Genomic DNA, 23581 nt, shown 5'->3' with positions numbered 1-23581 from the left:
CTTAATTATTCAAAAATTCCTCAAATTATAAAGGCTTGTAGAAGTAGCTTAATAAATATTTAAGATCAATTTATCAGCTAAAATTTTGATTTAGAAAAAAAGTATTTTTCTTGCGTATACGAGTTTATAACCATAAATATACTGAAATTCAACACATTAAAAACAAAAAAAGGCAAAAAAAAGCTTTAAAAATATAAAACGCCAGTAAAAAAATTTACTGGCGTTTTATATATAACAACACGTAAAGACTTACTGCCGTTTCTATTTACAAATCAATATTGCTATTTTTATTTCACTCGAATACTCCATTCAAAATCCATTTCAGAAACCTGAACACCTTCTTCGTTGGTTCCAATGGATTTCATCCAGAAAGTTTGTCCTTCACCAGTTTCTATAGTTCTTTGAATAGCTTCAGCAATCAAATGCCCGTCATTGCAGACAAATGTAATTCTTCCGGTTGCTTTTTTAGTGAAGTTTCCTTTGTTGTTGGCTACTAGCATTGATATTTTTCGTCCGCTTTCCTGGATCTGAGAAATAACCAAAGCTCCTGTTGTAAGCTCCGCCGCCATTGCCTGAACTGCAAAGTACATGGAATTAAACGGATTCTGATTGATCCATCTATGTTTTACCGTGACAATACAGCTGTCTTTGTCGATAGCTTTTACACGTACCCCGCAAAAGTATGCTGATGGTAATTTGAACAATACAAATTTGTTGAGTTTGGAAACTGAAACTGCCATGATATTTATTTTTTTATGTAAAAATACAAAAAAACTATGCACGCACAATAAATTATTAAACTATCAAAAGAATTTCAATAAACACGGCACTTCCGAATGATTTTCAGCAATTTAAACAAAATTTCCTATTCTAATATTTGTTAAATTTTTGTTAATAATTAGTACTATGCAAAACAAGATACTGTTTTTTAGACATATATTTGCATAAGAAATTACTATATACTTTTAATCATGGAAACAACAACACCACTCATCATGGAAAAAACATCAGAAAAGAATACAGCAACATTTACTCATCTGAGTACTTTGAGCCAATATATAATTCCGTTTGGGAACTATATTTTTCCGCTAATCATTTGGACAAATTATAAAGACAAGTCTGAATTTGCAGATCATCACGGAAAACAGGCTTTGAACTTTCAATTAAGCATTTTGCTTTATTCTTTGATTTTAGCGCTTATTGCAATACCGATTTTTATATCAGTAGTTTTACAAAATATTCCAATCGAAACATTTATGTACAACGAGAATCTTGTAATTAGAAATTTCAATTTCGAAGGACACATTGGAACCTTAAGTGTAGCCATAACAGCTGTTATACTTTTCGGATTATTAAAATTTGTTGAATTCTTTTTAGTAATCTATGCTTCTATAAAAGCTTCAAACGGAGAATTATACAAATATCCGATTACGATTCCTTTTATAAAGTGACATTAAAAATTAAAAGTTATAGTCGAAACATCAATCAAATCATATAAGTTTCGAAATCAATCATCAATCAAATCATCATCAATCAAAAAACGAATTGTTCAATCAAAAAAAAACAAAATGAAATTATGAACATTGAAAACACAAAAGCACAGATGCGCAAAGGTGTTCTTGAGTTTTGCATCTTATCGGTTCTAAAAGAAAAAGACGCATATACATCTGAGATATTAGACACTTTAAAAAACGCAAAATTACTAGTTGTAGAAGGAACCGTTTACCCGTTGTTAACTAGATTGAAAAATGACGGTTTACTAAATTATCGCTGGGAAGAATCGACCTCAGGGCCACCACGAAAATATTATGGATTAACCGAGATAGGACAAACATTTTTAAACGAACTTAGCGGTACTTGGACAGAATTATCCGACGCCGTAAATCTAATCACCAATCAAAATCAATAAGTCATGAACAAAACAGTAAATATTAACTTAGGCGGGATGTTTTTTCACATCGATGAAGATGCATACTTAAAATTGACACGCTACTTTGACGCTATAAAACGATCACTTAACAACTCATCTGGCCAAGATGAAATCATTAAAGACATCGAAATGCGTGTTTCTGAATTGTTGACAGAAAAACAAAAAAGCGAAAAACATGTTGTTGGACTGAAAGATGTTGACGAAGTGATTGCAGTGATGGGACAGCCGGAAGACTATCGAATTGAAGACGAAGAAAACGCAAGCCAATCTTTCAATAATTATACTACAAGAAAACACAAAAAATTATACCGTGATAAAGAAAATGGTATGATCGGAGGTGTGGCTACAGGTTTAGGACATTACTTCGGAATTGACGCTGTTTGGATTAAAATCGTATTCTTAATCTTTGTTTTCGCAGGTTTTGGAACAGGAATTTTAGCTTACTTCGTTCTTTGGATTGTAACTCCTGAAGCGGTAACAACTTCAGAAAAATTGGAAATGACTGGAGAACCTGTAACAATTTCGAACATTGAAAAAAAAGTTCGTGAAGAAATTGATTCACTTTCTGAGAAATTCAAAAATGCAGATTATGACAAAATGGGAAACCAAGTAAAGTCGGGAGCTGGGAGAATAAGTAGTTCATTTGGAGACTTTGTCATGACGGTTTTTAAAATCTTTGCTAAGTTCTTAGGAGTAATTCTAATTATATCAGGGATTTCTACCTTAATCATGTTATTGATTGGCGTATTTACTTTAGGGACTAATATTTTCATCGATTTCCCTTGGCAGAATTTTGTTGAAGCTGGAAACTTTACAGAATATCCTCTTTGGTCATTCGGATTGTTAATGTTCTTTGCTGTTGGAATTCCGTTTTTCTTCTTAACTCTTTTAGGATTTAAGCTGTTATCTCCAAACTTAAAATCAATCGGAAACATTACAAAATATACGCTTTTGGCTCTTTGGATTATTTCTATCGCAATTCTTACTAGTATCGGAATCAAACAGGCAACTGAAATTTCATATGATAATAAAGTAGTAGAGAAAAAAGTTCTGGCAATCAAACCTACTGATACTTTATACATTAAGTTCAAGTACAATGATTATTATACAAAAAGTTTGAACCACTATAGAGAGTTTGAATTCGTACAAGATTCTGCAAACAACGAATTGATTTATTCTAATGATGTACGTTTACACGTATTACATACAGACGAATCGGCTCCGTTTATGCAGATCGAAAAAAGTGCAAGAGGAAACTCTTTTACAAATGCTAAAAAAAGAGCAGAAAAAATTGCCTATAAGTTTCAAATTAGTGGAAATCATTTAATTTTGGATAATTATTTTCTGACAGATGTAAAAAACAAATTCAGAGGGCAAGAAGTTGACATTTACCTTTATTTACCAGAAGGACAATTAGTAAAACCAGATTCTTCTGTTAGGGATTACTATAACTCAGATGACAATTTCTTCGAATTAAATTACAATGGAGATTACAATTATAAAGTTATCGGGTCTAAAGTAAAATGTTTAAACTGCCCTGCTGACAAGGACAATGACAACAATAATGAAAATGATTATGAGAACGACTACGAAAATGACTATGAGAATAATACAGGTAGCACAAATGATACTATAAAAGAAGTTTCGGTTAAAATTAATGGAAAAGAAGTTTTAAACGGAAAAAAAGGAAAATTAACTATTGACAAAAACGGAGTTATAATCAAAACTAACTAAACCATGATAAAAATAATCATTCATATTACGAAATTTATAATTGCAACTGTTACAGCTTTATTGTTTGCCTCATGTAATTTTAACATGAATGCAATTGAAGGAAGCGGAAATGTTACCACAGAAAAAAGAACTGTTCAAGGAGAATTTAAAAATATCTCTGTAAGCAATGCCATCGATGTGGTTGTTGTACAGTCTGATGCTACAGAAATTACGGTTGAAGCTGATGACAATCTTCAAAAAGAAATTGTTACCAAAGTAGAAAATGGAACACTTATCATCGAATGCAAATACAACTCTTTCCGAAATATTACATCAAAAAAAGTAACTGTAAAAATGCCTGTTGTTCATAAGATAGAAGCTTCAAGCGCTTCAACTGTTGAAACTGACGGACTTGTTCAAGGTGAAGATATCACTTTAGAAGCTTCGAGCGCAGCATCAATGGATGTTAAAATCGAATCGGACAGAATCGCAGTAGATGCAGGAAGCGGAAGTTCTGTAGATATTGAAGGTAAAGCATTAAGTCTTACTACTTCGGTTTCTAGCGGAGGAAGTATTGATGCCGAAAAATTAATGGCAAATGATGTTCATGCAGATGCTTCTAGCGGTGGTACAGTTTCTGTTCGTCCAATCTTAAGTTTAAAAGCTGATGCTTCTAGCGGCGGAAATATTAATTACAGTGGTAATCCAAAAACGGTTGAAAAATCTTCAAGCTCTGGAGGAAACGTCAACAAAAGCTAAAAAAAGCAACTGTTAAATATAAACGAAATCATTCATCAAAAGTGGATGATTTTTTTATATTTGTCAAAATCAAATCTAGAATTAATGAAAAAAAGTACCGCCCTTCTCCTATTATTATTTGTTACGACTCTAACTTTTGCTCAAAAAAGAGAAAAAATTAAAGGTTCTAAAATTGTAACTACCTCAATAAAAGAAGTTGGAAGTTTTGACGCCCTTGAAGTCGATGATAATCTGGAAGTTTACCTAGAACAAGGAGAAAAAAACGAAATTAAAATTGAAGCCGATGACAACCTACACGATATTGTAGGGATGGATTTAAGAGAAAAAACACTTCGTTTATATACCAATAAAGAATCTACTATTTTTAAGAAACTATCTGTTAAGGTTACTTATACTAAATCATTGAATAAGGTAATCACTAAAAATGAAGCTATTGTTTATGCTATTCAAGAACTGCAATTGGATGACATTACAATGAATTGCGTTGATTTTTCCAAATTGTATTTGAATGTAAACTCAAAAAAATTCACTTTAATTGCAGATGATAAATCCAGAACAGAATTAAACTTAAAAGCTGAAGACGGAAATTTACAATTGAGTAAAAACTCTGGAGTTAAAACATTGGTTTCTGCAATAAAATTCAAATGCGATTTGTATCAAAAAGCAACAGCTGCAATTGAAGGAATTGCCGAAAAAGCTACTATCAGATTAGATAATAATTCTGTTTTTACAGGAACAAAATTTACTTTAAAAGATGCAAATGTTACAGCTGAAGGTTCGGCCGTTGCTACAATTTTAGCAGATACCACAATTGCAATAGCAGCGGGAGACAAATCTGAAATTTCATTATACGGCGATCCAAAAATAGAACTTACACGTTTTAGCGAAGAAGCAAAACTGATAAAAAAACCAGGCGCATCAAAACCAAAAGCAACGACATTGTAAACTTTGAAAACTTTTTAGGGTTTAAGATATAATGAAAAAGTCCCAATCATAAAGATTGGGACTTTTATTTTATAGTCTGTAAACTGTGACTGAGACTGTAGACTAAAAATTATTCTTTAGAAGCCAAATATCTTTCAGCATCCAATGCGGCCATACATCCTGTGCCTGCAGCAGTAATTGCCTGACGGTATACATGATCTGCAGCGTCTCCTGCTACGAACACACCTTCAACATTTGTTTTAGATGTACCTGGAGTATTTATAATATATCCAGTTTCGTCAAGAGTAATGTAATCTTTAAAAATATCTGTGTTTGGTTTGTGACCAATTGCCACGAAGAAACCAGTTGCAGGAATTTCGATTGTTTCGCCAGTTGTTTTGTTTAAAGCTTTAATGGCATGAACTACATTGTTATCTCCTAAAACTTCAACAGTATCGTGATTCATTAAAATCTCGATGTTTTCAGTTTTACGAACACGTTCTTCCATAATTTTAGAAGCTCTGAATTTATCGCTTCTCACTAACATCGTTACTTTTTTGCAAAGTTTAGATAAGTAATGCGCTTCTTCGCAAGCAGAATCTCCTGCTCCAACAATCACAACATCTTGGTTTCTGTAGAAGAATCCGTCGCAAACTGCACACGCAGAAACTCCACCACCCATATTTAAATAATGCTGTTCTGATGGCAATCCTAAATATTTAGCCGAAGCGCCTGTAGAAATAATTACAGTTTCACAGTGCAATTCGATTGTATCGTTAATCCAAACTTTATGAATATCTCCAGAAAAATCAACTTTTGTTGCCCAACCGTCACGAATATCAGCACCAAAACGTTTTGCTTGTTCCTGCAACTGAATCATCATTTCTGGTCCTGTAACTCCATCAACATAACCAGGAAAGTTTTCAACCTCGTTAGTTGTAGTCAATTGACCACCAGGCTGCATTCCTTGATATAACACTGGATTCATGTTAGCTCTGGCTGCATAAATTGCCGCAGTATAACCTGCAGGACCAGAACCTATAATAAGGCATTTAATTTTTTCGATTGTATTTGACATAGTAATAGTTTTTTTGAGTTGCAAATGTAAACTTTATTATAAAAAATAACCTCGAAAATAAATCTGAAATAGCTATCTTAAAATAAGTTTTATTTATTTTCCTTTTTTTCTTTTACAAATCAAATTTATTTATATCTTTGCATCCGCTTTCGGGCACTACAACAAAAATTACATCTTCGGGGTGTAGCGTAGCCCGGTTATCGCGCCTGCTTTGGGAGCAGGAGGCCGCAGGTTCGAATCCTGCCACCCCGACAAAAAAGTCTTTTCAATTTTGGAAAGACTTTTTTTTTGCAATAAACTGAAAATCTTTAACTCTGAACTTATATACACATATAGATATAAAATATCAATTTCCAGATTGTCTTTGAAGGCTTCATATTTTACAAATAAAAACTTAAATAAATTTGTAGGTTTTTTATTATTTTCACATCTTTAAACACTTAATGGCATAATTTAAAACCCTTATAGCAATTATGAATTTTGAAAAAATCTGGACTACAGAATTGAAAAATGGAATTTTTGGAGGATTAACACCAACACTAGACCCTTTTGATGAAACTACATTTTACATATCAGATGGTTGGGGTTCTTCATATCCATCAATGAAGTTAAGACAGCTGTGTTTTAAAGACGGAAAAGAATTAAATAGCTCACCAATAAAAAATTCTACCCGATGTTTACACTTCAACCCTGATAAAAAAAACATATTTGCTGTTTCTGACAATAAAATATTTCAAATTAATAGAACAGATTTATCAATAGTTAAAAAATTTGAAAAAGGTATCCAGAAATACAGTGATTATATCTCTTCAAATGATAAAGACTCTGTTTTATTAATGAATTTTAACGGTGAATACGTATTTATTTACAATTATATCGAAGAAAAGGGATTTAAAAAGAAACTAAAAACATGCCGAGGAATATTTAAAGAAAATAACGATATCTTTTTGATTTTTTGTCCAAAAATTGGAAGCGTCCAACAATTTGATTTAGCCTCAAACAAAACAAAAGAAATTCTAAAAACAGATTTATTTTATAATGCCTATAAAAGTAAATCAAATACATTTTATCTCCATTTAGGAAAACTAACCGAGGCTACACCAACTACCCACGAAAGAATTTCTCCAATAAATAAAATAAATATTTACTCAGACTTTAAGTTGCAAACAGAAATTGAATTAGATTTTAAATTCGAAAATTTCATTGTCTCTGAAAATGAAGAAAAGATATATTTTATAAACAACAATCAAATTTGGATTTATCTCCTGCCAAAAAAACAAATAATAGACCAGATTACATTAAACGAAAAAGTCAGAATAGCGCAAGTTTTTGATGAACAACAAGTATTTTTAAGTTACGAATATGACAAACCAAACATTCTTACTTGCTGGAGATTTACATAACATTTGCATAGAGCACAAAACCCTGAAAACCAATTAATTTTCAAGGTTTTTTCTTTAACCATATGCCTCTTGTTTATTTCTCCATTTTTATATAAACTGGATAAGATTCTTTACTTGGCAAAATAAATTCCTCATCAAAAGGTTGTATTCCTTCACTATTATTATATAATGCCACACGTTTTGCACCAGTTGCCGTGCTTCCTCCAATACTATTTACAACATTTTGAATATTCCCTGGACCAGCAAAACGAGTAATGCACATTTTCTCCAATTTTACATTTGGGTTATTAGGTATTTCAAAACCGTTTTTCTTATTCACATTTCCGTCAGTTCCTGTAAAAACAGCATAAGATCCCATTCCTATTGTATGATGTTCTTTTACAGTATTCGCAACTTTAAAGGCTGCATAGCCATCAACTTTTCCGCCTTGACTGCTCCAGCTTGCTTGATTTGGCGCATCATATGGAGGTTCGTTCTGAAAGAAAAATGTTCTGCCGCGTTCCCCAAGCCACAATACTTCATATTCCTGATAATGTTCAACAAATAATGCATAAAGCGTCACATCATTTCCAGCAACAATAAGTCCGTTTTTGCATCTGTCTCTTTTCCAACGCGCTTCGCCACCTTTTTGCGAACCGTGATCTGCACGCCATAACCAGAAATGATCTCCTACAACATTATTGCTATTAATCTGCATAGAAGCCTGAATCTGAATATTTTTTGACTGAACTCCGCCAACTCTACAAGTAATATCACTCAATAAAATAGGATCTGCACTGTGATCTGCATTTGCTCCTTCATTTCCAATTCTAACTTGATATGTGGTACTATTAAATGAATCCATTAAAAGTCCTGCAATAATAATTCCGTCTTTATCATCAGCATAAATACATCCCCAAGTGTTTTTTTCTGTAGGCTCTAGCGTTACAGAAGCAATACCAGCTCCCAAAAGTATAGCATCTTTTCTATTTACCTGAATCGGAGCATTCAAAGCATAGTGCCCTGGAGTAAAAAATATATTTTTACCAGCTTTCAACGCAGCATTAATCTCTGCATCGGTGTCTCCTTCTTTGGCAACGTACCAGCTCTCAATCAAATCTTGAACTTTACCTTCTCCCATATTTGCAGCTGACCAAGAAACTCCCACTCTATCTTTTTGCCATGCAGGAACAAACACTTTATATTCTCCATCATTATCAATAAAAAGAAAAGGTTTTTCTCTAATAATTGGCGTTGTCGAAATTGGAGAATTAGCTTCATTTGCCAGCGGAGGATTTACACATCCCTGCCAAACCATATTGTACGAACCTCCCATCGCTCCAGAACTCGATGGAAAAACTGTATTTCTAGTATACCATTGCTGCTGTCCTCCCCAATTTGGTCTCGAAGTTGTATAATGAGCATCGGCAATGAAACCGCCACTACCCCAAAAGTTGGTATCTCCAATATCAGAAATATATTTAGAAGTGCTTTCAATCAGCAATCTTCTTGCGCTTGTTGACTGAGAAACCGTCCACGAAAAATCGCGCATCACTTCTACATTTTCTACAGAGCGCCAAAATGTGCAAGTTGCATTTGCTCCACCCGAAAGGTGTGGTCTTGTAAAAATAGCTCCTAACTTAACATCCGACGGCACTTTACCCAAACCTCCAATATGAGAATAAAATCCTAACTCTATAGCATTTGCCTCTGCTGAAGATGCAGAACCCGATCCTCCAACATCATAAGTCTGCCCGTTCACATTTGGTTTAAAATAATAGGCCTGACGTTTTGTTGTCCACTCACCATTTGCACCGCCTAAACCAATTGCGCCAAAATGTGAATTAATCTCATTTCGCGCCATCTCAGCCCTTTCATGTTTTCTGTCGTAGAAATACATATTGTCTCCAAAAATCTGATTTTCGAGCGAAATAATAATCGTGATATCATTTCGAGTTACCTTATAATAGTTCTCATATTTATTAGCATTAGACTTATTATCGATAAATGTCAATTTAGAAGTTGATCCTACCGACACAAAATCAGATGCCAAACGACTTCCTCCTCTTTTAATTGTATAATTTCCAGAACTCCCAAAAGCCGACCATGATAATGTGATATTATGTTTCTTTTTGTTGTAAACAATTTTACGTTCGATTTTTTTATTTCCCTCTATTTTTCCGTTAGCCGAATAAGGCGAAACAAAACTGCATAAAAGCATCATAAACGTAAATACTGTTAATAATGAGATTACTTTTTTACTCATAAGAATGTTCATTTTGTGGTTTGATAGATTGTAATACTAGTAGTTTTAAGAAAGCCCAAAATAGCAATAATCTCGAACCTTTACGTCCGTTTCTGAGCTCAATTTTCTTATCAAAAACACTACAAAACCTCAAAATTTTGTCTTTTTCTAACACAAATAAAGCTTATCCAACTTATCTGTTTTTCTTTAATAGTCTTTTTTTGTCCGTAAATAGAAAGAGAACACAAAATGAAAAAGATCATACTATTTATTGCCTTATTTTTTTCTGCCATTGGAATCGCGCAACAAAAAAACATCACTCCTATTGATTCGTGCGCTCCAGTCAGAAAAATCGAATTGTACAAACAAAATGCCCACGCTTCTTATTATCATGATAAATTTAACGGAAGAAAAACAGCAAGCGGCAGAAGATTTAACAACAATGACTATACTGCTGCACACAAAAAATTTCCTTTTGGCACCATGTTAAAAGTAACAAATAAAGCAAATAATAAATTTGCTATTGTAGAAATTACAGATCGCGGACCTTTTGTAAAAGGACGAGAAATTGATCTCAGTAAAAGAGCTTTTATGGATATTGCTACCAACAAAAAAAGCGGTTTGGTTTATGTCACTATCGAAATTTTAAAATAAAACCTATTTGTAAAGAAAAAATTTTGGATTCTCGCCTTTTTACAGCAAAAAAATCGGCTAAATTGATTAAAATCTTGAAGATAATTTTATTCATAACTAAAATTATTTTGTGCCAAACACCCATGAATCCCCGATTAATCAAACTTTCACAAATGTTAACAAAATAGATTTTCAGAAACCATAAATAATTGTATTTTTACGGTTCAAAATTCAGAAAATAAATGGGCAAAATCATTGCTATTGCTAATCAAAAAGGAGGCGTTGGAAAGACTACTACATCAGTAAATCTTGCTGCCTCATTAGGTGTTTTAGAAAAAAAAGTATTGTTGATCGACGCTGATCCACAGGCCAATGCTACATCTGGCCTTGGAATTGACGTAGAAACAGTTGAAACTGGAACTTACCAAATACTTGAGCATACTGTAACACCAAAAGAAGCCGTTTTAAAATGTACAGCTCCAAACGTGGATGTGATACCTGCTCACATTGACCTTGTTGCTATCGAAATTGAATTGGTTGACAAAGAAAACCGTGAATACATGCTTAAAAAAGCATTAGAAGAAGCAAAAGAAGAATATGATTACATCATTATCGACTGCGCACCTTCTCTAGGTTTGTTAACCCTGAATGCTTTAACAGCTGCAGATTCTGTAGTTATTCCTATTCAGTGTGAATATTTTGCACTTGAAGGATTAGGAAAACTATTGAACACTATTAAGAGTATTCAAAAAATACACAACCCAGATCTTGACATTGAAGGATTATTGCTTACAATGTACGATTCAAGATTACGTTTATCTAATCAGGTTGTAGAAGAAGTTCAAAAACACTTTAACGATATGGTTTTTGATACTGTAATTCAGCGAAATGTAAAATTAAGTGAGGCTCCGAGTTTTGGAGAAAGCATCATCAACTATGATGCTACAAGTAAAGGTGCCGTAAACTATATTCATTTAGCACAAGAAATTATAAAGAAAAACAGTAAATAGTTTTTATGACAAAAGTAATTAAAAAACAAGCCTTAGGAAGAGGATTATCTGCCTTATTAAAAGATCCGGAAAACGACATTAAATCAGTAGAAGATAAAAATGCTGACAAAGTTGTTGGAAATATTATTGAGCTTGAAATAAGTGCGATTGAAATAAATCCGTTTCAGCCTAGAAGCAATTTTAATGAAGAATCATTACGCGAATTAGCCACTTCTATTAAAGAACTTGGCGTAATTCAACCTATTACTGTTCGTAAATTAGATTTTAATAAATACCAGTTAATCTCTGGAGAGCGTCGTCTTCGCGCATCTAAGTTAGTAGGATTGACTCATGTTCCTGCATATATTCGTATTGCAAACGACAACGAATCGCTGGTTATGGCTTTGGTTGAGAACATCCAGCGTCACGACTTAGACCCAATTGAGATTGCTTTATCATACCAGCGTTTAATTGACGAAATTCAATTAACTCAAGAACAAATGAGTGAAAGAGTCGGAAAAAAACGTTCTACAATTGCTAACTATTTACGTCTTTTAAAATTAGATCCGATTATCCAAACTGGTATTCGTGATGGTTTTATCAGCATGGGACATGGTAGAGCAATTATCAACATTGAAGATTTAGACGTTCAGACTGATATTTATCAAAAAATCGTTAGTCAAAATCTATCTGTTCGTGAAACAGAAGCTTTAGTTAAAAATTATCATGAAGGCCAACAGCCAAAAGCTGATTCAAAACCTAAAGCTGATGCTGGATTTGTAGTTAGAGAAACACAAAAGAACACTTTCAACGATTATTTTGGCTCAAAAGTTGACATAAAAGTCGCTGGTAACGGAAAAGGAAAAATTACAATTCCATTTAATTCTGAAGCTGACTTTAACAGAATTATAAAATTAATAAACGGATAGTGAATAAAATTGTCCCCATTGGTCTATTGTTCTTTCTAACAGGAACCGTTTCTCTTTTTGCCCAGGTAAAAAAAGACACGGTTTTGGTCGTAAAAGACACCACTGCATTACAAGAAATAGATCCGCTTACACCAGCAAAAGCAGCTTTTTACTCTGCTATTTTACCCGGTTTAGGCCAAGCATACAATAAAAAATATTGGAAAATTCCATTGGTCTACGGAGCAATCGGAACCAGTTTATATTTTTATATAGACAACAATAAAAAATACCATGATTATCGTGACGCCTACAAACGAAGATTAGAAGGCTACAACGATGATAAATATCAATTTTTGGATGACAGCCGTCTAGTTGATGGACAAAAATTCTATCAAAGAAATAGAGATCTCTCTGCTTTGTTTGTTGTCGGATTCTATGTTTTAAATATTATCGATGCCAATGTTGATGCCGCGTTGATACAGTTTAACGTAAACGAAAGGCTTTCAATGCGTCCAGAAATTTATCCCGACGATGTAACATTTAAACCAAATATCGGACTAACCTTTAATTATAAGTTTTAATAGAGCACATCTATTAAAAAAAATCAAAAACGAATCATAATGAAAATTGCACTTTTAGGATACGGAAAAATGGGTAAAGTAATTGAAAGAATTGCTTTAGAAAGAGGTCATGAAATAGTTTTAAAGAAAGACGAATTTAACACCTATGACGGACTTTCAACAGCCGATGTTGCCATCGATTTCAGCGTTCCATCAGCAGCGGTTAGCAATATCTCAGCATCTTTTAATGCTAATGTGCCTGTAGTATCAGGAACAACAGGATGGCTAGAACATTATGATGAAATGATTGCACTTTGCAACGAGAAAAAAGGAGGATTTATTTCTAGTTCAAATTTCAGTTTGGGAGTAAATATTTTCTTTGGACTAAACGAGTATTTAGCTAAAATTATGAATCAATTTGATTCTTATAAAGTTTCGATGGAAGAAATTCACCACATCCACAAACTTGATGCACCAAGCGGAACTGCTATTTCTTTAGCTCAAGGCGTTATTGAGAATAGCAATTATGCGGAATGGACTTTGGAAGAAGCTAAAAACAATCAAATTCATATCGAAGCAAAAAGAATTGGAGAAGTACCTGGAACACATACAGTAACGTACGATTCGCCAATTGACAGCATCGAAATCAAACATACCGCTCACAACCGTGAAGGTTTTGCCCTTGGCGCTGTTATTGCAGCAGAATGGCTAGCAGGAAAACAGGGTATTTACTCTATGAAAGATGTACTAAACTTACAATAAATTGACCAAAATTCAAGGCATCAAAAAACTTGAATTTGAAACTTAAAATACAATATTATGACATTTTACTCTTGGTTCGTATTTTTCCTAGGTGTTCAAATTATTCACTTTCTTGGAACATGGAAATTATATCAGGCGGCAGGAAGAAAAAGCTGGGAAGCTGCAATTCCGGTATACAATTCTATCGTTTTAATGAAGATTATCGGACGCCCAACATGGTGGACATTATTACTTTTCATCCCAATCATCAACTTGATTATGTTTCCAGTTGTGTGGGTAGAAACATTAAGAACATTTGGTAAAAAATCAACTTTAGATACTATTTTAGGCCTTGTTACTTTAGGTTTTTATATCTATGTAGTCAATTATACTCAAAAATTAGAGTATCATAAAGACCGTAAATTAACTCCAGAAAATAAAGCTGCAGACACTGTTAGTTCTTTATTATTTGCCATTATAGTAGCTACATTAGTACACACCTATATTGTACAGCCTTACACCATTCCGACATCATCTTTAGAAAAATCTTTATTGATTGGCGATTTCTTATTTGTAAGCAAATTAAACTATGGTCCTAGAGTTCCAATGACAACTGTTGCATTGCCAATGGTTCACGACTCTATTCCTATGACAAAAAGCAAATCATATTTAAGCTGGCCACAATTACCATATTTAAGACTACCAGCTATCCAGAAAATAAACCGATGCGATATTGTCGTCTTTAACTGGCCTGTCGATACGGTTCATTATTTCTTTGAACCAAAAGGAAGACCTGGCGTAATTAAGCCTATTGACAAAAAATCAAATTACGTAAAAAGATGTGTTGGTATTCCTGGAGACAGTTTATCAATAAAAGATGGCTATGTTTTTATTAATGGGAAAAAATTAGTTTTACCAGAAAGAGCTAAACCACAATACTCATACGCTGTAGCATTAGACGGGAAAACACCAATTGACTTTGAAACAATTTTCAAAGAATTAGACATTACAGATCCTGCAGGCTTTAGAACAGAAAAAAGAGATACACTTTATTTAGGAGCCTTAACAGAAGCTGGAGCAGAAAGATTTAAAAACACTCCTGGCGTTACTGCTGTTATCCGAAAAGTTGATCATGGAGACAACAACGATATTTTCCCTCATATAAACAAATGGAACCAAGACAATATGGGGCCAATTTATATTCCTGAGGCAGGAAAAACAGTTGCTTTAACCAACGAATCTCTTCCTTTCTATAAAGAGATTATCACTAATTATGAAGGCAACACATTAGAACTTCAAGGGTCAAAATTCTTAATTAACGGAAAACCTGCAACGACGTACACTTTCAAACAGAACTACTACTGGATGATGGGAGACAACCGTCATAACTCAGAAGATAGCCGTTATTGGGGATACGTTCCAGAAAATCATATCGTAGGAAAACCAGTATTCATTTGGATGAGCTGGGATACGAACGGAAAAGGCATCAATAAAATTCGTTGGAACAGAGTATTTACAACTGTAGACGGCGAAGGCCAGCCTCATTCTTACTTTAAATATTTCTTAATACTTCTTGCAATCTACTTCGTTGGAGATTTTATCTGGAAAAAAAGAAGAGAGAATAAAGCATAATTAAAAAATAAGTTATTTTTGTGTCAGGTTTCAAGTTTTGCGTTTTTAACGTCAGCTTGAAACCTGAAACGTTTAAACAAGAATTAAAACCATGAATTCCTTAATACTTCCAACTTATTTCCCATCTATCAGTCATTTTGCCGTAATAGCACAATCAGACAGCATTACTTTTGAAATGGAAGATAATTTTCAGAAACAGACCAATAGAAACAGGACATATATCTATAGCCCAAATGGAATTCAATTATTAAACATTCCTGTTAAGCACTCTAAAGCAACACATCAGAAGACAAAAGATATTTTGATCGAAAACGAATTTGATTGGCAGAAACAGCATTTTAAATCGCTTGAAGCCGCATATAGAAGCTCTCCTTTCTTCGAATATTTCGAAGATGATATCACACCTATTTTCGAGAAAAAACACCAATTTTTGATGGATTTAAACTTCGAAGTATTAGACGTTGTGACAAAATGCCTTCGAATGAAACTGGAATTCGGAAAAACTACAGAATACTTTCATGAAGTTGCTGATTTTGCCGATTTCAGATATCTAGCAAATGGTAAAAAGGATGCTAATTCTTTTGAAAAATACACTCAGGTGTTTGATGACAAACATGGTTTTATCAACAATTTAAGTGTTCTGGATTTGCTTTTTAACGAAGGTAAATTTGCAATGGATTATTTGAAAACCCAAAAGATCATATAAATTATGAATTATAAGTTATGAGTTATGAATTTTCATACCACCATAACTTTTGACTTTCGACTAAAAAAAATCATTCCACAGAAAGTCTTGTCATAATCGGATAATGGTCTGAATTTTCGAAGTCAGAGAAGCTTTCAAATTGTTTTACTTTCATTTTACTATCTGTAAAAATATAGTCAATTCTAGCAGGATAGTATTTGAATTTATAAGTAGCACCAAAACCTTCTCCAGCTTCTTCAAAAGCATCTTTAAGTTTTCCTTTTATATTTCGGTACACATAAGAAAACGGACTATTATTCATATCTCCGCAGATAATAATTGGATAGTTGCATTTTTTAATATGCTCTTTAAAAATTTCTGCCTGCTCTTGCTGTTGCGTAAATCCTTTGCTTATTCTGGCATAAATACGCTGTGATTTCTTCTGATTTACATTATCAATGTCATCTGAAATCTCACTTACATCTGGAGATATTTTAATTGATTGCAAATGCATATTGTATACGCGAATAATATCTTTTCCGCGCTTAATATCAGCATAAACTACATTATTATCTGACTTTGGAAAAATGATATTCCCTTCGTCAATAATTGGAAACTTAGAAAAAATAGCCTGCCCAGTCTTAATTTTTTTGCCATCAATAAAAATATAGCGGTGCGGATAAACCTTTAAATCCAAATGTGCTGAATTTGAATATTCCTGAATGCATAAAATATCAGGATCTTTTTCGTCAATAAAACCTTTAATATTTGACGGAATATCATCACGATCCAGCCATTTAAAAACATTAAAAAGACGCACATTATAACTCATTACAGAAAAATCCTTTTCATCTTTCACATACTCTTTTCCAGAAAACTTATAAAATTTACTGATGAATGTAATTCCGGTCAGCAAAACCAAACCAGACAAAATAAGCCGTTTTTTAAATTGAATTCCCCAATAGATAAAGAATAATCCATTGGCTACAAAAAAAGCAGGCATAAACAAGGTAAGCACCGATAAAAGCGGAAAACTTTTAGGTGCTAAAAAGGGTAAAACATAGATGCTAAATGTAAGTACAGTCAGCACTATGTTCAAAAAGAACATTATTTTATTAAACCAAGAAAGGTTTTTCATATTTTTCTCCTACAAGTTTATTTTCCAGCTTTAAATAAAAACTCTTTTTCTTCTTTTGTCAGACAATCATAACCTGACTGGCTAATTTTGTCTAAAATTTCATCAATCTGCTGTTGCGTCTTGTCTTTCGTAACAATTCTTGATGTAGTTTTTTCTGTAGGTTTTTTGTAATTTTTATGAACTTTTGTAAATGGGGTCGTAGGAGATTTTCTAAAAAGATTTACAAAGAAATCTAACGTTTTAGAAACAATAATACTCAAATCGGTACCGTTCTGAAGCAGTTTAATATAAGCAAATCCGAAGAAAGCACCAGCAAGATGCGAAATGTGTCCACCCATATTTCCTAAACGGAACTGCATTAAATCTAAAATTAGAATAACTGCTGTTATATGCCAGAGTTTCACGTTTCCAAATAGAAACAAACGAACATTCATTAAAGGAGAATAGGTTGTTGCCGCCACTAAAATAGCCATAATAGCCGCTGAAGCACCAACAATGGAACCGCTGATGTTAGAAAAATAAAAACTCAATGCAAAAGCTACTCCTGCAAAAAGAGCGCTTAAAAGATACAATCCTAAATATTGCTTTTGAGTAAAATAAGTCAAAAACAAAGTGCTCGCAAAATTAAGCACCATCATATTGAACAACAGATGGAAAAATCCATCATGAAAAAAAGCATACGTTAAAAAAGTCCAAGGTTTAAACATAAAAACCTGAGGATCTGACGACAAAGCCAACCAACTTGGAAAAGCAAACTGACCTATTGAAAATTGATAGAAGAAGATAAGTGATACAATAAAACATGCTATATTCCAATACATAACACGCATAGCAATACCACCCAATCTATATTGTAATTTTAAATCGTCTAGAATATTCATAAAACCCTTTTTGTTTTTAGAATTTGTACTTTAAAGTTAAAAATTAATTCCAACGGTTGTTATTAAACTGATTTTTTTTCCAGTATAACATCATTAAAAAACCAGCAATTGCTCCACCAATATGTGCAAAATGTGCAATTCCAGTTCCGCCACTTCCAAATAAAGAACTTCCTTTAAAACCTAAAAATAAGTCAATTGCTAAAATTCCAGGCACAAAATATTTTGCTTTGATTGGAACAGGAATAAAGATCAAGGCAAGCTGAGCATTCGGAAACATAAATGCAAAAGCTGTCAACAAACCATAAATTGCTCCAGAAGCACCTAAAACTGGCGATTGAACTATACCGCTAGCTTGCGCTAAAGCATTAAATTGTTCTTGCGTGCAATGTGCTTTATTTAAAATTGTAGCGATTTCTCCTTGCACCATTCGGCCACTGGCATCGAACAAAGAAGAATAATTTGCATTTAAAATCAAGTGTAATTCTGATTTCGATAAATTCAATTCAGAAACCGAACTTAAAAGAGATTGTAGCTGAAGGTAGTTTACTCCAGTATGAAGCAATGCCGCACCTAATCCGCAAGAAATGTAGAAAAACAAAAACTTTTTTCCACCCCAAAAATGTTCCAATGCAGATCCGAAGCTGTATAAGGCAAACATATTAAATAAAATATGCGCAAAATTTGGCCAAGGCGCATGCATAAACATATGAGTAATGATTTGCCAAGCTCTGAAACTTTCACTTTCTGGATAGAACAATGACAAATACTCGTAAGAAACTGGCACTAATTGAGCACCTATAAAGAATATTATATTAATAATTAGCAGTTGTTTAACTACTGGCGTGATATTCATCATAAAGCAAACTTTTTATCTATATCTTCAACACGCATGGTGATGAAGGTAGGTTTTTGAAAAGGTGAAATATTTGGATCTTTACAAGCAAACAAACCGTTTACCAAATTATCTTGTTCTTTTTCGGTTAAATAAGATCCTGTTTTAACCGCTAAACTTTTAGCCATTGACTTGGCAATTGTATCATTCTGACTGTAACTGTTTGCCGGAATTCCGTCCTGCAAATCACTTAATAATTGTTCAATTACCTGCGAAACTTCACTTTCTGTAATATTTACAGGAATTCCAGAAATTACAACGTGGTCTGTTTTACTTTCGTCAAAAACAAATCCAGTGGTTTCTAAAGAAGGTTTCAATTCTTCGATCAACTTCATTTCTGAAGCCGAATAAAACAAATCTAAAGGAAAAAGCAATTGTTGGCTCGCCGCTTGATTGACAGTCATGTTCAGCAAAAACTGCTCATACAAAATTCGCTGATGCGCACGCTGTTGGTCAACAATAATCATTCCTGATTTTATTGGAGATACAATATATTTTTTATGAATTTGATACGTTTTCTGCGTTGCCTGTTCCACTTCTTCATCATCAAACAAAGAAGAGGTTACTTCTTCATTTTCGAATGTAAAAGGCGAACTTTCTATACTTTCAGGATTTTCGACATCCAAACCAACATACAAACTTTCCCAGCTTGCCGTTGGCTCAACTCTTTTAGAATAACCTGAATACGATGACCCAGAATATGACGATCCTGACGATGATGATGATGAACCTGAACTATATCCAGAAGATCCTGAAGTAGCTTTACTATAATGCTGATTGGTTTTATCATCAGTAAAAGGATTAAAAGTGCCGTCAACCTGAATTGTCGGAATTTCTGCTTCTACATCTTTATAATGATATGGTGTATCTAAATTGGCATCTCGATCAAAATCTAAAACTGGAGCGACATTAAACTGTCCTAAACTGTGTTTGATGGACGCTCTTAAAATAGCATATAATGCTTGCTCGTCATCAAACTTAATTTCTGTTTTAGTCGGATGAATATTGATATCAATTGTGTTTGGCGGAACCTGTAGATACAAGAAATAACTTGGTTGAGAACCATCTTTCAGCAATCCGTCGTATGCAGACATAACTGCATGATGCAAGAAACTGCTTTTTATAAATCGATCGTTTACAAAAAAGAACTGTTCTCCTCTATTTTTCTTAGCAAATTCAGGTTTGCATACAAAACCCTGAACATTTATAATTTCTGTGTCTTCGTTTACCGGAACTAATTTTTCATTTGTTTTTCCAGACATGATACCCACAATTCTCTGGCGATATCCCGCTGCTGGAAGATTGTACATTTCACTTCCGTTATGATAAAAGCTAAAATGAATATTTGGATGCGCTAATGCCACACGCTGAAACTCATCCATAACGTGACGAAATTCAACTGTATCTGACTTTAAGAAATTACGGCGAGCAGGAATATTAAAAAATAAGTTTTTAACCGCAAATGAAGTTCCTTTTGGCAAAACGGCTACTTCTTGCGAGATAAATTTACTTCCTTCAATTACGATATGCGTTCCAAGCTCGTCCTGATCTTGTTTCGTTTTCATTTCCATGTGAGCAATCGCCGCAATAGAAGCCAACGCTTCTCCACGGAAACCTTTTGTTCCTAGCGAAAACAAATCTTCTGCCTGACGGATTTTGGATGTTGCATGACGGGCAAAACACAAGCGTGCATCAGTAACGGTCATTCCGACTCCATTATCAATAACTTGCACAAGCGATTTACCGGCATCTTTTATAATTAATTTAATATCGGTTGCTTTGGCATCAACAGCATTTTCTAACAATTCTTTTACGACTGAAGCTGGTCTTTGAACCACCTCTCCAGCAGCAATTTGGTTAGCAACGTGATCAGGAAGCAATTGAATAATACTCGACATTAAGCAAAAATAGGTTTAAAAGTTAGATTAGGTTTTTGCAAACCAAGAAGTACAAATTTAATGAATTTTGGTTGGCTTTTAGAATAAGAATAATCATAAAAAAAAACAAAAACTACAACAGCCTATAAAACAGAAAGATTGCAGTTTAGACACAAAAAAACTAGTCCATTTTCTGGATTTCATCTAAGGTATAAACCTTATATTCCATCCCCATTTCTTTTGCATTTTCTTCAACTGTGGTTGTAAAACCCGCTTTCTTTCTACGATCATTAACTGTAGCAGGATTTTGAATTGGAGAAACATAATTAAAAAACTCTTTCTTCCCTGTCTGCTTATTTGTTATTTGTTTCATCTGACCCTGCGTTCCATAAATCTGTTCTTTTCCTTGCTGGGTCAGATAACGATCTTGCATTTTAGCAAAGTAAGTAAAGGGTATCTCCTTCTTTTTCGCTTCTTGCTCAATCACTGGCAAATATTCTCCAATTTTCGAACTGTGCTGAATAACGTACCATGCCGCAATATTGGTTGGTTCGCCAACTAAACTTTTTCCTGGATAGCCATACTGCTTAATGATTTCTTCAATCTTAATCAAGTTAAGAGAATCTCTTTTTCGCATTTCTAGCCAAATGCCTTTTCTAAAATTCGGATCATTTTCGCGCCCGAGTTCTTTTACTATTTCTTTTTTTCGACTTTCAGAAGTATCAAAATTGATATATTCTCTAAGAATCTGATCGGATTTCATAATTGAATCGAGCTCCTTTTTCAAATTTTCATTGATTTTTTTCTGAGCATAACTTTGACTGAAACATAAAACAAAAGCGTAAAGTAGATATTTTTTCATAGAAACTTAATTAAAGACCAACTCAAATGTAATATAATTCCGGACTTGACAGAACTTAATAGAATCACAAAAAAAGCACAAAAAAAAACCTACACTTTTAACAGTATAGGTTTTAATATTTTTAAAACAAATGCGCTTTATTCGTTTTCTATTTTTTTCGGAGAATCTTCTATTTGAAGCGCTCCAGAAGTCAATAATGGCTGATTGAAAACATGTGCGATTGAAGCTTGCTGACGGATATAAGCCATTTTTATTGCCGCAATTGCAGCTTCGGTTCCTTTGTTTCCGTGAGCTCCTCCACTTCTATCGATAGATTGCTGCATATTATTATCTGTCAAAACACAGAAAATAACTGGAATATCAGTCTGAACATTCAAGTCTTTAATTCCTTGCGTAACACCTTCACAAACAAAATCAAAGTGTTTCGTTTCTCCTTGAATTACACAACCAATTACGATAACCGCATCAACATTTTGAGTCTGAAGCATTTTTTTTGCTCCGTAAATCAGCTCAAAACTTCCTGGAACATTCCAACGGATAATTTGCTGAGCAGGAACATCGCAATCAACCAAAGCGTCAAAAGCACCATTATAAAGTCCTTCTGTTATAGTATCATTCCATTCAGAAACAACAATCCCAAACCGAAAGTCTTTCGCGTTTGGGATTGCGTTTTTATCGTATTCTGATAGATTTTTATTTTGAGTAGCCATCTTATATATTTTAGATTTTTTATTTTAGAATTTAGATTCTTAATTACAAATCTACAATCTAAAATCTAAAGTCTAAAATTTTTATTGCGCTAATCCGATCAAAGCATCAACAGATGCTGCTTCTGGAGTACTGTCGTAATTATCTTTAATGTCATTGAAATATTTCAATGCATCCTCTTTTTGTCCTAAAGCTAAAGCCGTTTTACCAGCTTTCAACAAGAAACGAGGCGTTGTAAAATCATTTTTGTTAGACTCAGCAGCTTTTACATAAAAATCTAAAGCTTCTTTTTGCTGATTTTTTTGAGAATAAGCATCACCTGTAGCACCTTTTGCCAAAGCACTTAAGATTGCATCTTCCGATTTGAATTCACCTAAATATTTAATTGCCTCATCAAATTTACCAGTGTTTAGGTAAGCGATACCTGCATAGTAGTTTGCTAAGTTTCCAGCATCTGTTCCAGAATATTCGTCAGCGATTTTAATAAATCCGAATTTACCTTCTGAACCGTTTAATGATAATTTGAATAATGAATCGCTAGAAACTCCATTTACCGCTTTTTCAAAGTTTTGCTGAGCAACAAACATTTCACTTGCAGCTTCTTCTTGCTTAGGAGTTGCAATAAATTTTTGATAAGCCAAATATCCAATTGTAGCAACTGCAATACCAGCAACTAAACCAATAATGATTTTTTGATTTTTAGCCACCCAATCCTCAGTTTTTGAAGCAGTTTCATCTAATTTTGAGAAAACTCCAGCTGTAGTACTGTCTTTTTCGTCAATAATTACTTGTTGCTCTTCAGTAACCACCTCTTTTACTTCCTTTTCTTTTGGTGTCTTATATCCTCTTTTATTGTAAGTTGCCATTTAAAATTTATTTAGTGAACGGCAAAAATAAAATTTTTCTTGAAACTGAGGTAAAAAATTTCAATTTTATCACTATTTTAAAAAAAATATTTTCCTAATTCGCTCATCCTTTCGCGGAAGCGGTAAAATAAATAAGCTCAAGAAAGCCCTAAAGCCAATTATATCGATAATTTTCGGT

At 33.5% G+C, this 23581-nt stretch carries 23 protein-coding genes and 1 tRNA gene; 14 read left to right on the top strand and 10 right to left on the bottom strand.

Annotated features, from left to right (window positions below):
• Positions 1-287: 287 nt before the first annotated feature.
• On the bottom strand, positions 288-740 hold the full coding sequence (locus NU08_RS20550) for a DUF4442 domain-containing protein (RefSeq protein ID WP_129748919.1): 453 nt from the start codon (positions 738-740) through the stop codon (positions 288-290).
• A 231-nt stretch (positions 741-971) separates the two neighbouring features.
• Here NU08_RS20550 and NU08_RS20545 point away from each other — a divergent pair, with 231 nt between their 5' ends.
• The 5 genes from NU08_RS20545 (at position 972) to NU08_RS20525 (ending at position 5347) form a co-directional block, all read left to right on the top strand.
• The gene (locus NU08_RS20545; RefSeq protein ID WP_242502616.1) at positions 972-1451 is read left to right on the top strand and encodes a DUF4870 domain-containing protein; all 480 of its coding nucleotides are present in this window, start codon (positions 972-974) and stop codon (positions 1449-1451) included.
• Between the two features lie 125 nt (positions 1452-1576).
• Positions 1577-1909, top strand: a complete 333-nt coding sequence (locus NU08_RS20540; RefSeq protein ID WP_008464689.1) for a PadR family transcriptional regulator — start codon at positions 1577-1579, stop codon at positions 1907-1909.
• A gap of 3 nt (positions 1910-1912) precedes the next feature.
• On the top strand, positions 1913-3664 hold the full coding sequence (locus NU08_RS20535; RefSeq protein ID WP_129748918.1) for a PspC domain-containing protein: 1752 nt from the start codon (positions 1913-1915) through the stop codon (positions 3662-3664).
• A gap of 3 nt (positions 3665-3667) precedes the next feature.
• Positions 3668-4402, top strand: coding sequence for a head GIN domain-containing protein (locus tag NU08_RS20530; RefSeq protein ID WP_129748917.1), 735 nt, complete (start codon positions 3668-3670; stop codon positions 4400-4402).
• A gap of 84 nt (positions 4403-4486) precedes the next feature.
• Entirely contained in the window at positions 4487-5347 is an 861-nt protein-coding gene (locus NU08_RS20525; RefSeq protein WP_242502615.1) for a GIN domain-containing protein, read from the top strand.
• 109 nt (positions 5348-5456) lie between these two features.
• Here NU08_RS20525 and trxB read toward each other — a convergent pair whose 3' ends face one another.
• The gene (trxB, locus tag NU08_RS20520; RefSeq protein WP_129748915.1) at positions 5457-6404 is read right to left on the bottom strand and encodes a thioredoxin-disulfide reductase; all 948 of its coding nucleotides are present in this window, start codon (positions 6402-6404) and stop codon (positions 5457-5459) included.
• A gap of 177 nt (positions 6405-6581) precedes the next feature.
• Between trxB and NU08_RS20515 the strand changes: the two genes are divergently transcribed.
• Together NU08_RS20515 and NU08_RS20510 are read left to right on the top strand one after the other, a co-directional pair.
• Positions 6582-6656, top strand: a tRNA-Pro gene (locus NU08_RS20515).
• 221 nt (positions 6657-6877) lie between these two features.
• Positions 6878-7807 (top strand): hypothetical protein, encoded by a 930-nt coding sequence (locus tag NU08_RS20510; RefSeq protein WP_129748914.1) that lies wholly within the window; start codon positions 6878-6880, stop codon positions 7805-7807.
• Between the two features lie 73 nt (positions 7808-7880).
• Here NU08_RS20510 and NU08_RS20505 read toward each other — a convergent pair whose 3' ends face one another.
• Positions 7881-10052 carry a hypothetical protein gene (locus NU08_RS20505; protein ID WP_129748913.1) on the bottom strand — a complete coding sequence of 724 codons (2172 nt, stop codon included), beginning with the start codon at positions 10050-10052 and terminating at the stop codon, positions 7881-7883.
• Positions 10053-10280: 228 nt separating this feature from the next.
• On the opposite strand from NU08_RS20505, the gene NU08_RS20500 reads away from it, so the two are divergent.
• The 7 genes from NU08_RS20500 to NU08_RS20470 all read left to right on the top strand — a co-directional run bounded on the left by NU08_RS20500 (position 10281) and on the right by NU08_RS20470 (position 16200).
• On the top strand, positions 10281-10685 hold the full coding sequence (locus tag NU08_RS20500) for a septal ring lytic transglycosylase RlpA family protein (RefSeq protein WP_129748912.1): 405 nt from the start codon (positions 10281-10283) through the stop codon (positions 10683-10685).
• 221 nt (positions 10686-10906) lie between these two features.
• Positions 10907-11674, top strand: a complete 768-nt coding sequence (locus NU08_RS20495; protein WP_008464569.1) for a ParA family protein — start codon at positions 10907-10909, stop codon at positions 11672-11674.
• A gap of 5 nt (positions 11675-11679) precedes the next feature.
• The gene (locus NU08_RS20490) at positions 11680-12582 is read left to right on the top strand and encodes a ParB/RepB/Spo0J family partition protein (RefSeq protein WP_129748911.1); all 903 of its coding nucleotides are present in this window, start codon (positions 11680-11682) and stop codon (positions 12580-12582) included.
• The gene (locus NU08_RS20485) at positions 12582-13142 is read left to right on the top strand and encodes a DUF5683 domain-containing protein (protein ID WP_129748910.1); all 561 of its coding nucleotides are present in this window, start codon (positions 12582-12584) and stop codon (positions 13140-13142) included. Before NU08_RS20490 ends, NU08_RS20485 begins: the two co-directional genes overlap by 1 nt.
• Before the next feature lie 39 nt (positions 13143-13181).
• Positions 13182-13883, top strand: a complete 702-nt coding sequence (gene dapB, locus NU08_RS20480; RefSeq protein ID WP_129748909.1) for a 4-hydroxy-tetrahydrodipicolinate reductase — start codon at positions 13182-13184, stop codon at positions 13881-13883.
• 57 nt (positions 13884-13940) lie between these two features.
• Entirely contained in the window at positions 13941-15494 is a 1554-nt protein-coding gene (gene lepB, locus NU08_RS20475) for a signal peptidase I (protein WP_129748908.1), read from the top strand.
• A 91-nt stretch (positions 15495-15585) separates the two neighbouring features.
• Complete coding sequence (locus tag NU08_RS20470) at positions 15586-16200, top strand: WbqC family protein (protein WP_129748907.1); 615 nt, start codon at positions 15586-15588, stop codon at positions 16198-16200.
• A 70-nt stretch (positions 16201-16270) separates the two neighbouring features.
• Here NU08_RS20470 and NU08_RS20465 read toward each other — a convergent pair whose 3' ends face one another.
• The 7 genes from NU08_RS20465 to NU08_RS20435 form a co-directional block, all read right to left on the bottom strand.
• Entirely contained in the window at positions 16271-17317 is a 1047-nt protein-coding gene (locus tag NU08_RS20465) for an endonuclease/exonuclease/phosphatase family protein (protein WP_165352495.1), read from the bottom strand.
• Positions 17318-17334: 17 nt separating this feature from the next.
• Positions 17335-18198, bottom strand: a complete 864-nt coding sequence (locus tag NU08_RS20460) for a rhomboid family intramembrane serine protease (protein WP_129748906.1) — start codon at positions 18196-18198, stop codon at positions 17335-17337.
• Positions 18199-18241: 43 nt separating this feature from the next.
• Positions 18242-19054: a rhomboid family intramembrane serine protease gene (locus tag NU08_RS20455; RefSeq protein ID WP_165352494.1), complete on the bottom strand. Its 813-nt coding sequence runs from the start codon at positions 19052-19054 to the stop codon at positions 18242-18244.
• Positions 19051-20988 carry a DNA mismatch repair endonuclease MutL gene (gene mutL, locus NU08_RS20450; protein WP_129748905.1) on the bottom strand — a complete coding sequence of 646 codons (1938 nt, stop codon included), beginning with the start codon at positions 20986-20988 and terminating at the stop codon, positions 19051-19053. The genes NU08_RS20455 and mutL overlap by 4 nt, the downstream gene beginning before the upstream one ends.
• Positions 20989-21148: 160 nt before the next feature.
• Entirely contained in the window at positions 21149-21829 is a 681-nt protein-coding gene (locus tag NU08_RS20445; protein WP_129748904.1) for a DUF6624 domain-containing protein, read from the bottom strand.
• A 137-nt stretch (positions 21830-21966) separates the two neighbouring features.
• Positions 21967-22539, bottom strand: coding sequence for a 6,7-dimethyl-8-ribityllumazine synthase (ribH, locus tag NU08_RS20440; protein ID WP_129748903.1), 573 nt, complete (start codon positions 22537-22539; stop codon positions 21967-21969).
• Between the two features lie 81 nt (positions 22540-22620).
• Positions 22621-23403 carry a tetratricopeptide repeat protein gene (locus tag NU08_RS20435; RefSeq protein ID WP_129748902.1) on the bottom strand — a complete coding sequence of 261 codons (783 nt, stop codon included), beginning with the start codon at positions 23401-23403 and terminating at the stop codon, positions 22621-22623.
• Between the last annotated feature and the right edge of the window lie 178 nt (positions 23404-23581).

Source organism: Flavobacterium anhuiense, from assembly GCF_004151235.1.
Classification (GTDB): domain Bacteria; phylum Bacteroidota; class Bacteroidia; order Flavobacteriales; family Flavobacteriaceae; genus Flavobacterium; species Flavobacterium anhuiense_A.
Note: the sequence above shows the minus strand (reverse complement) of the source record. Positions and strands in the feature narration are given on the sequence as shown.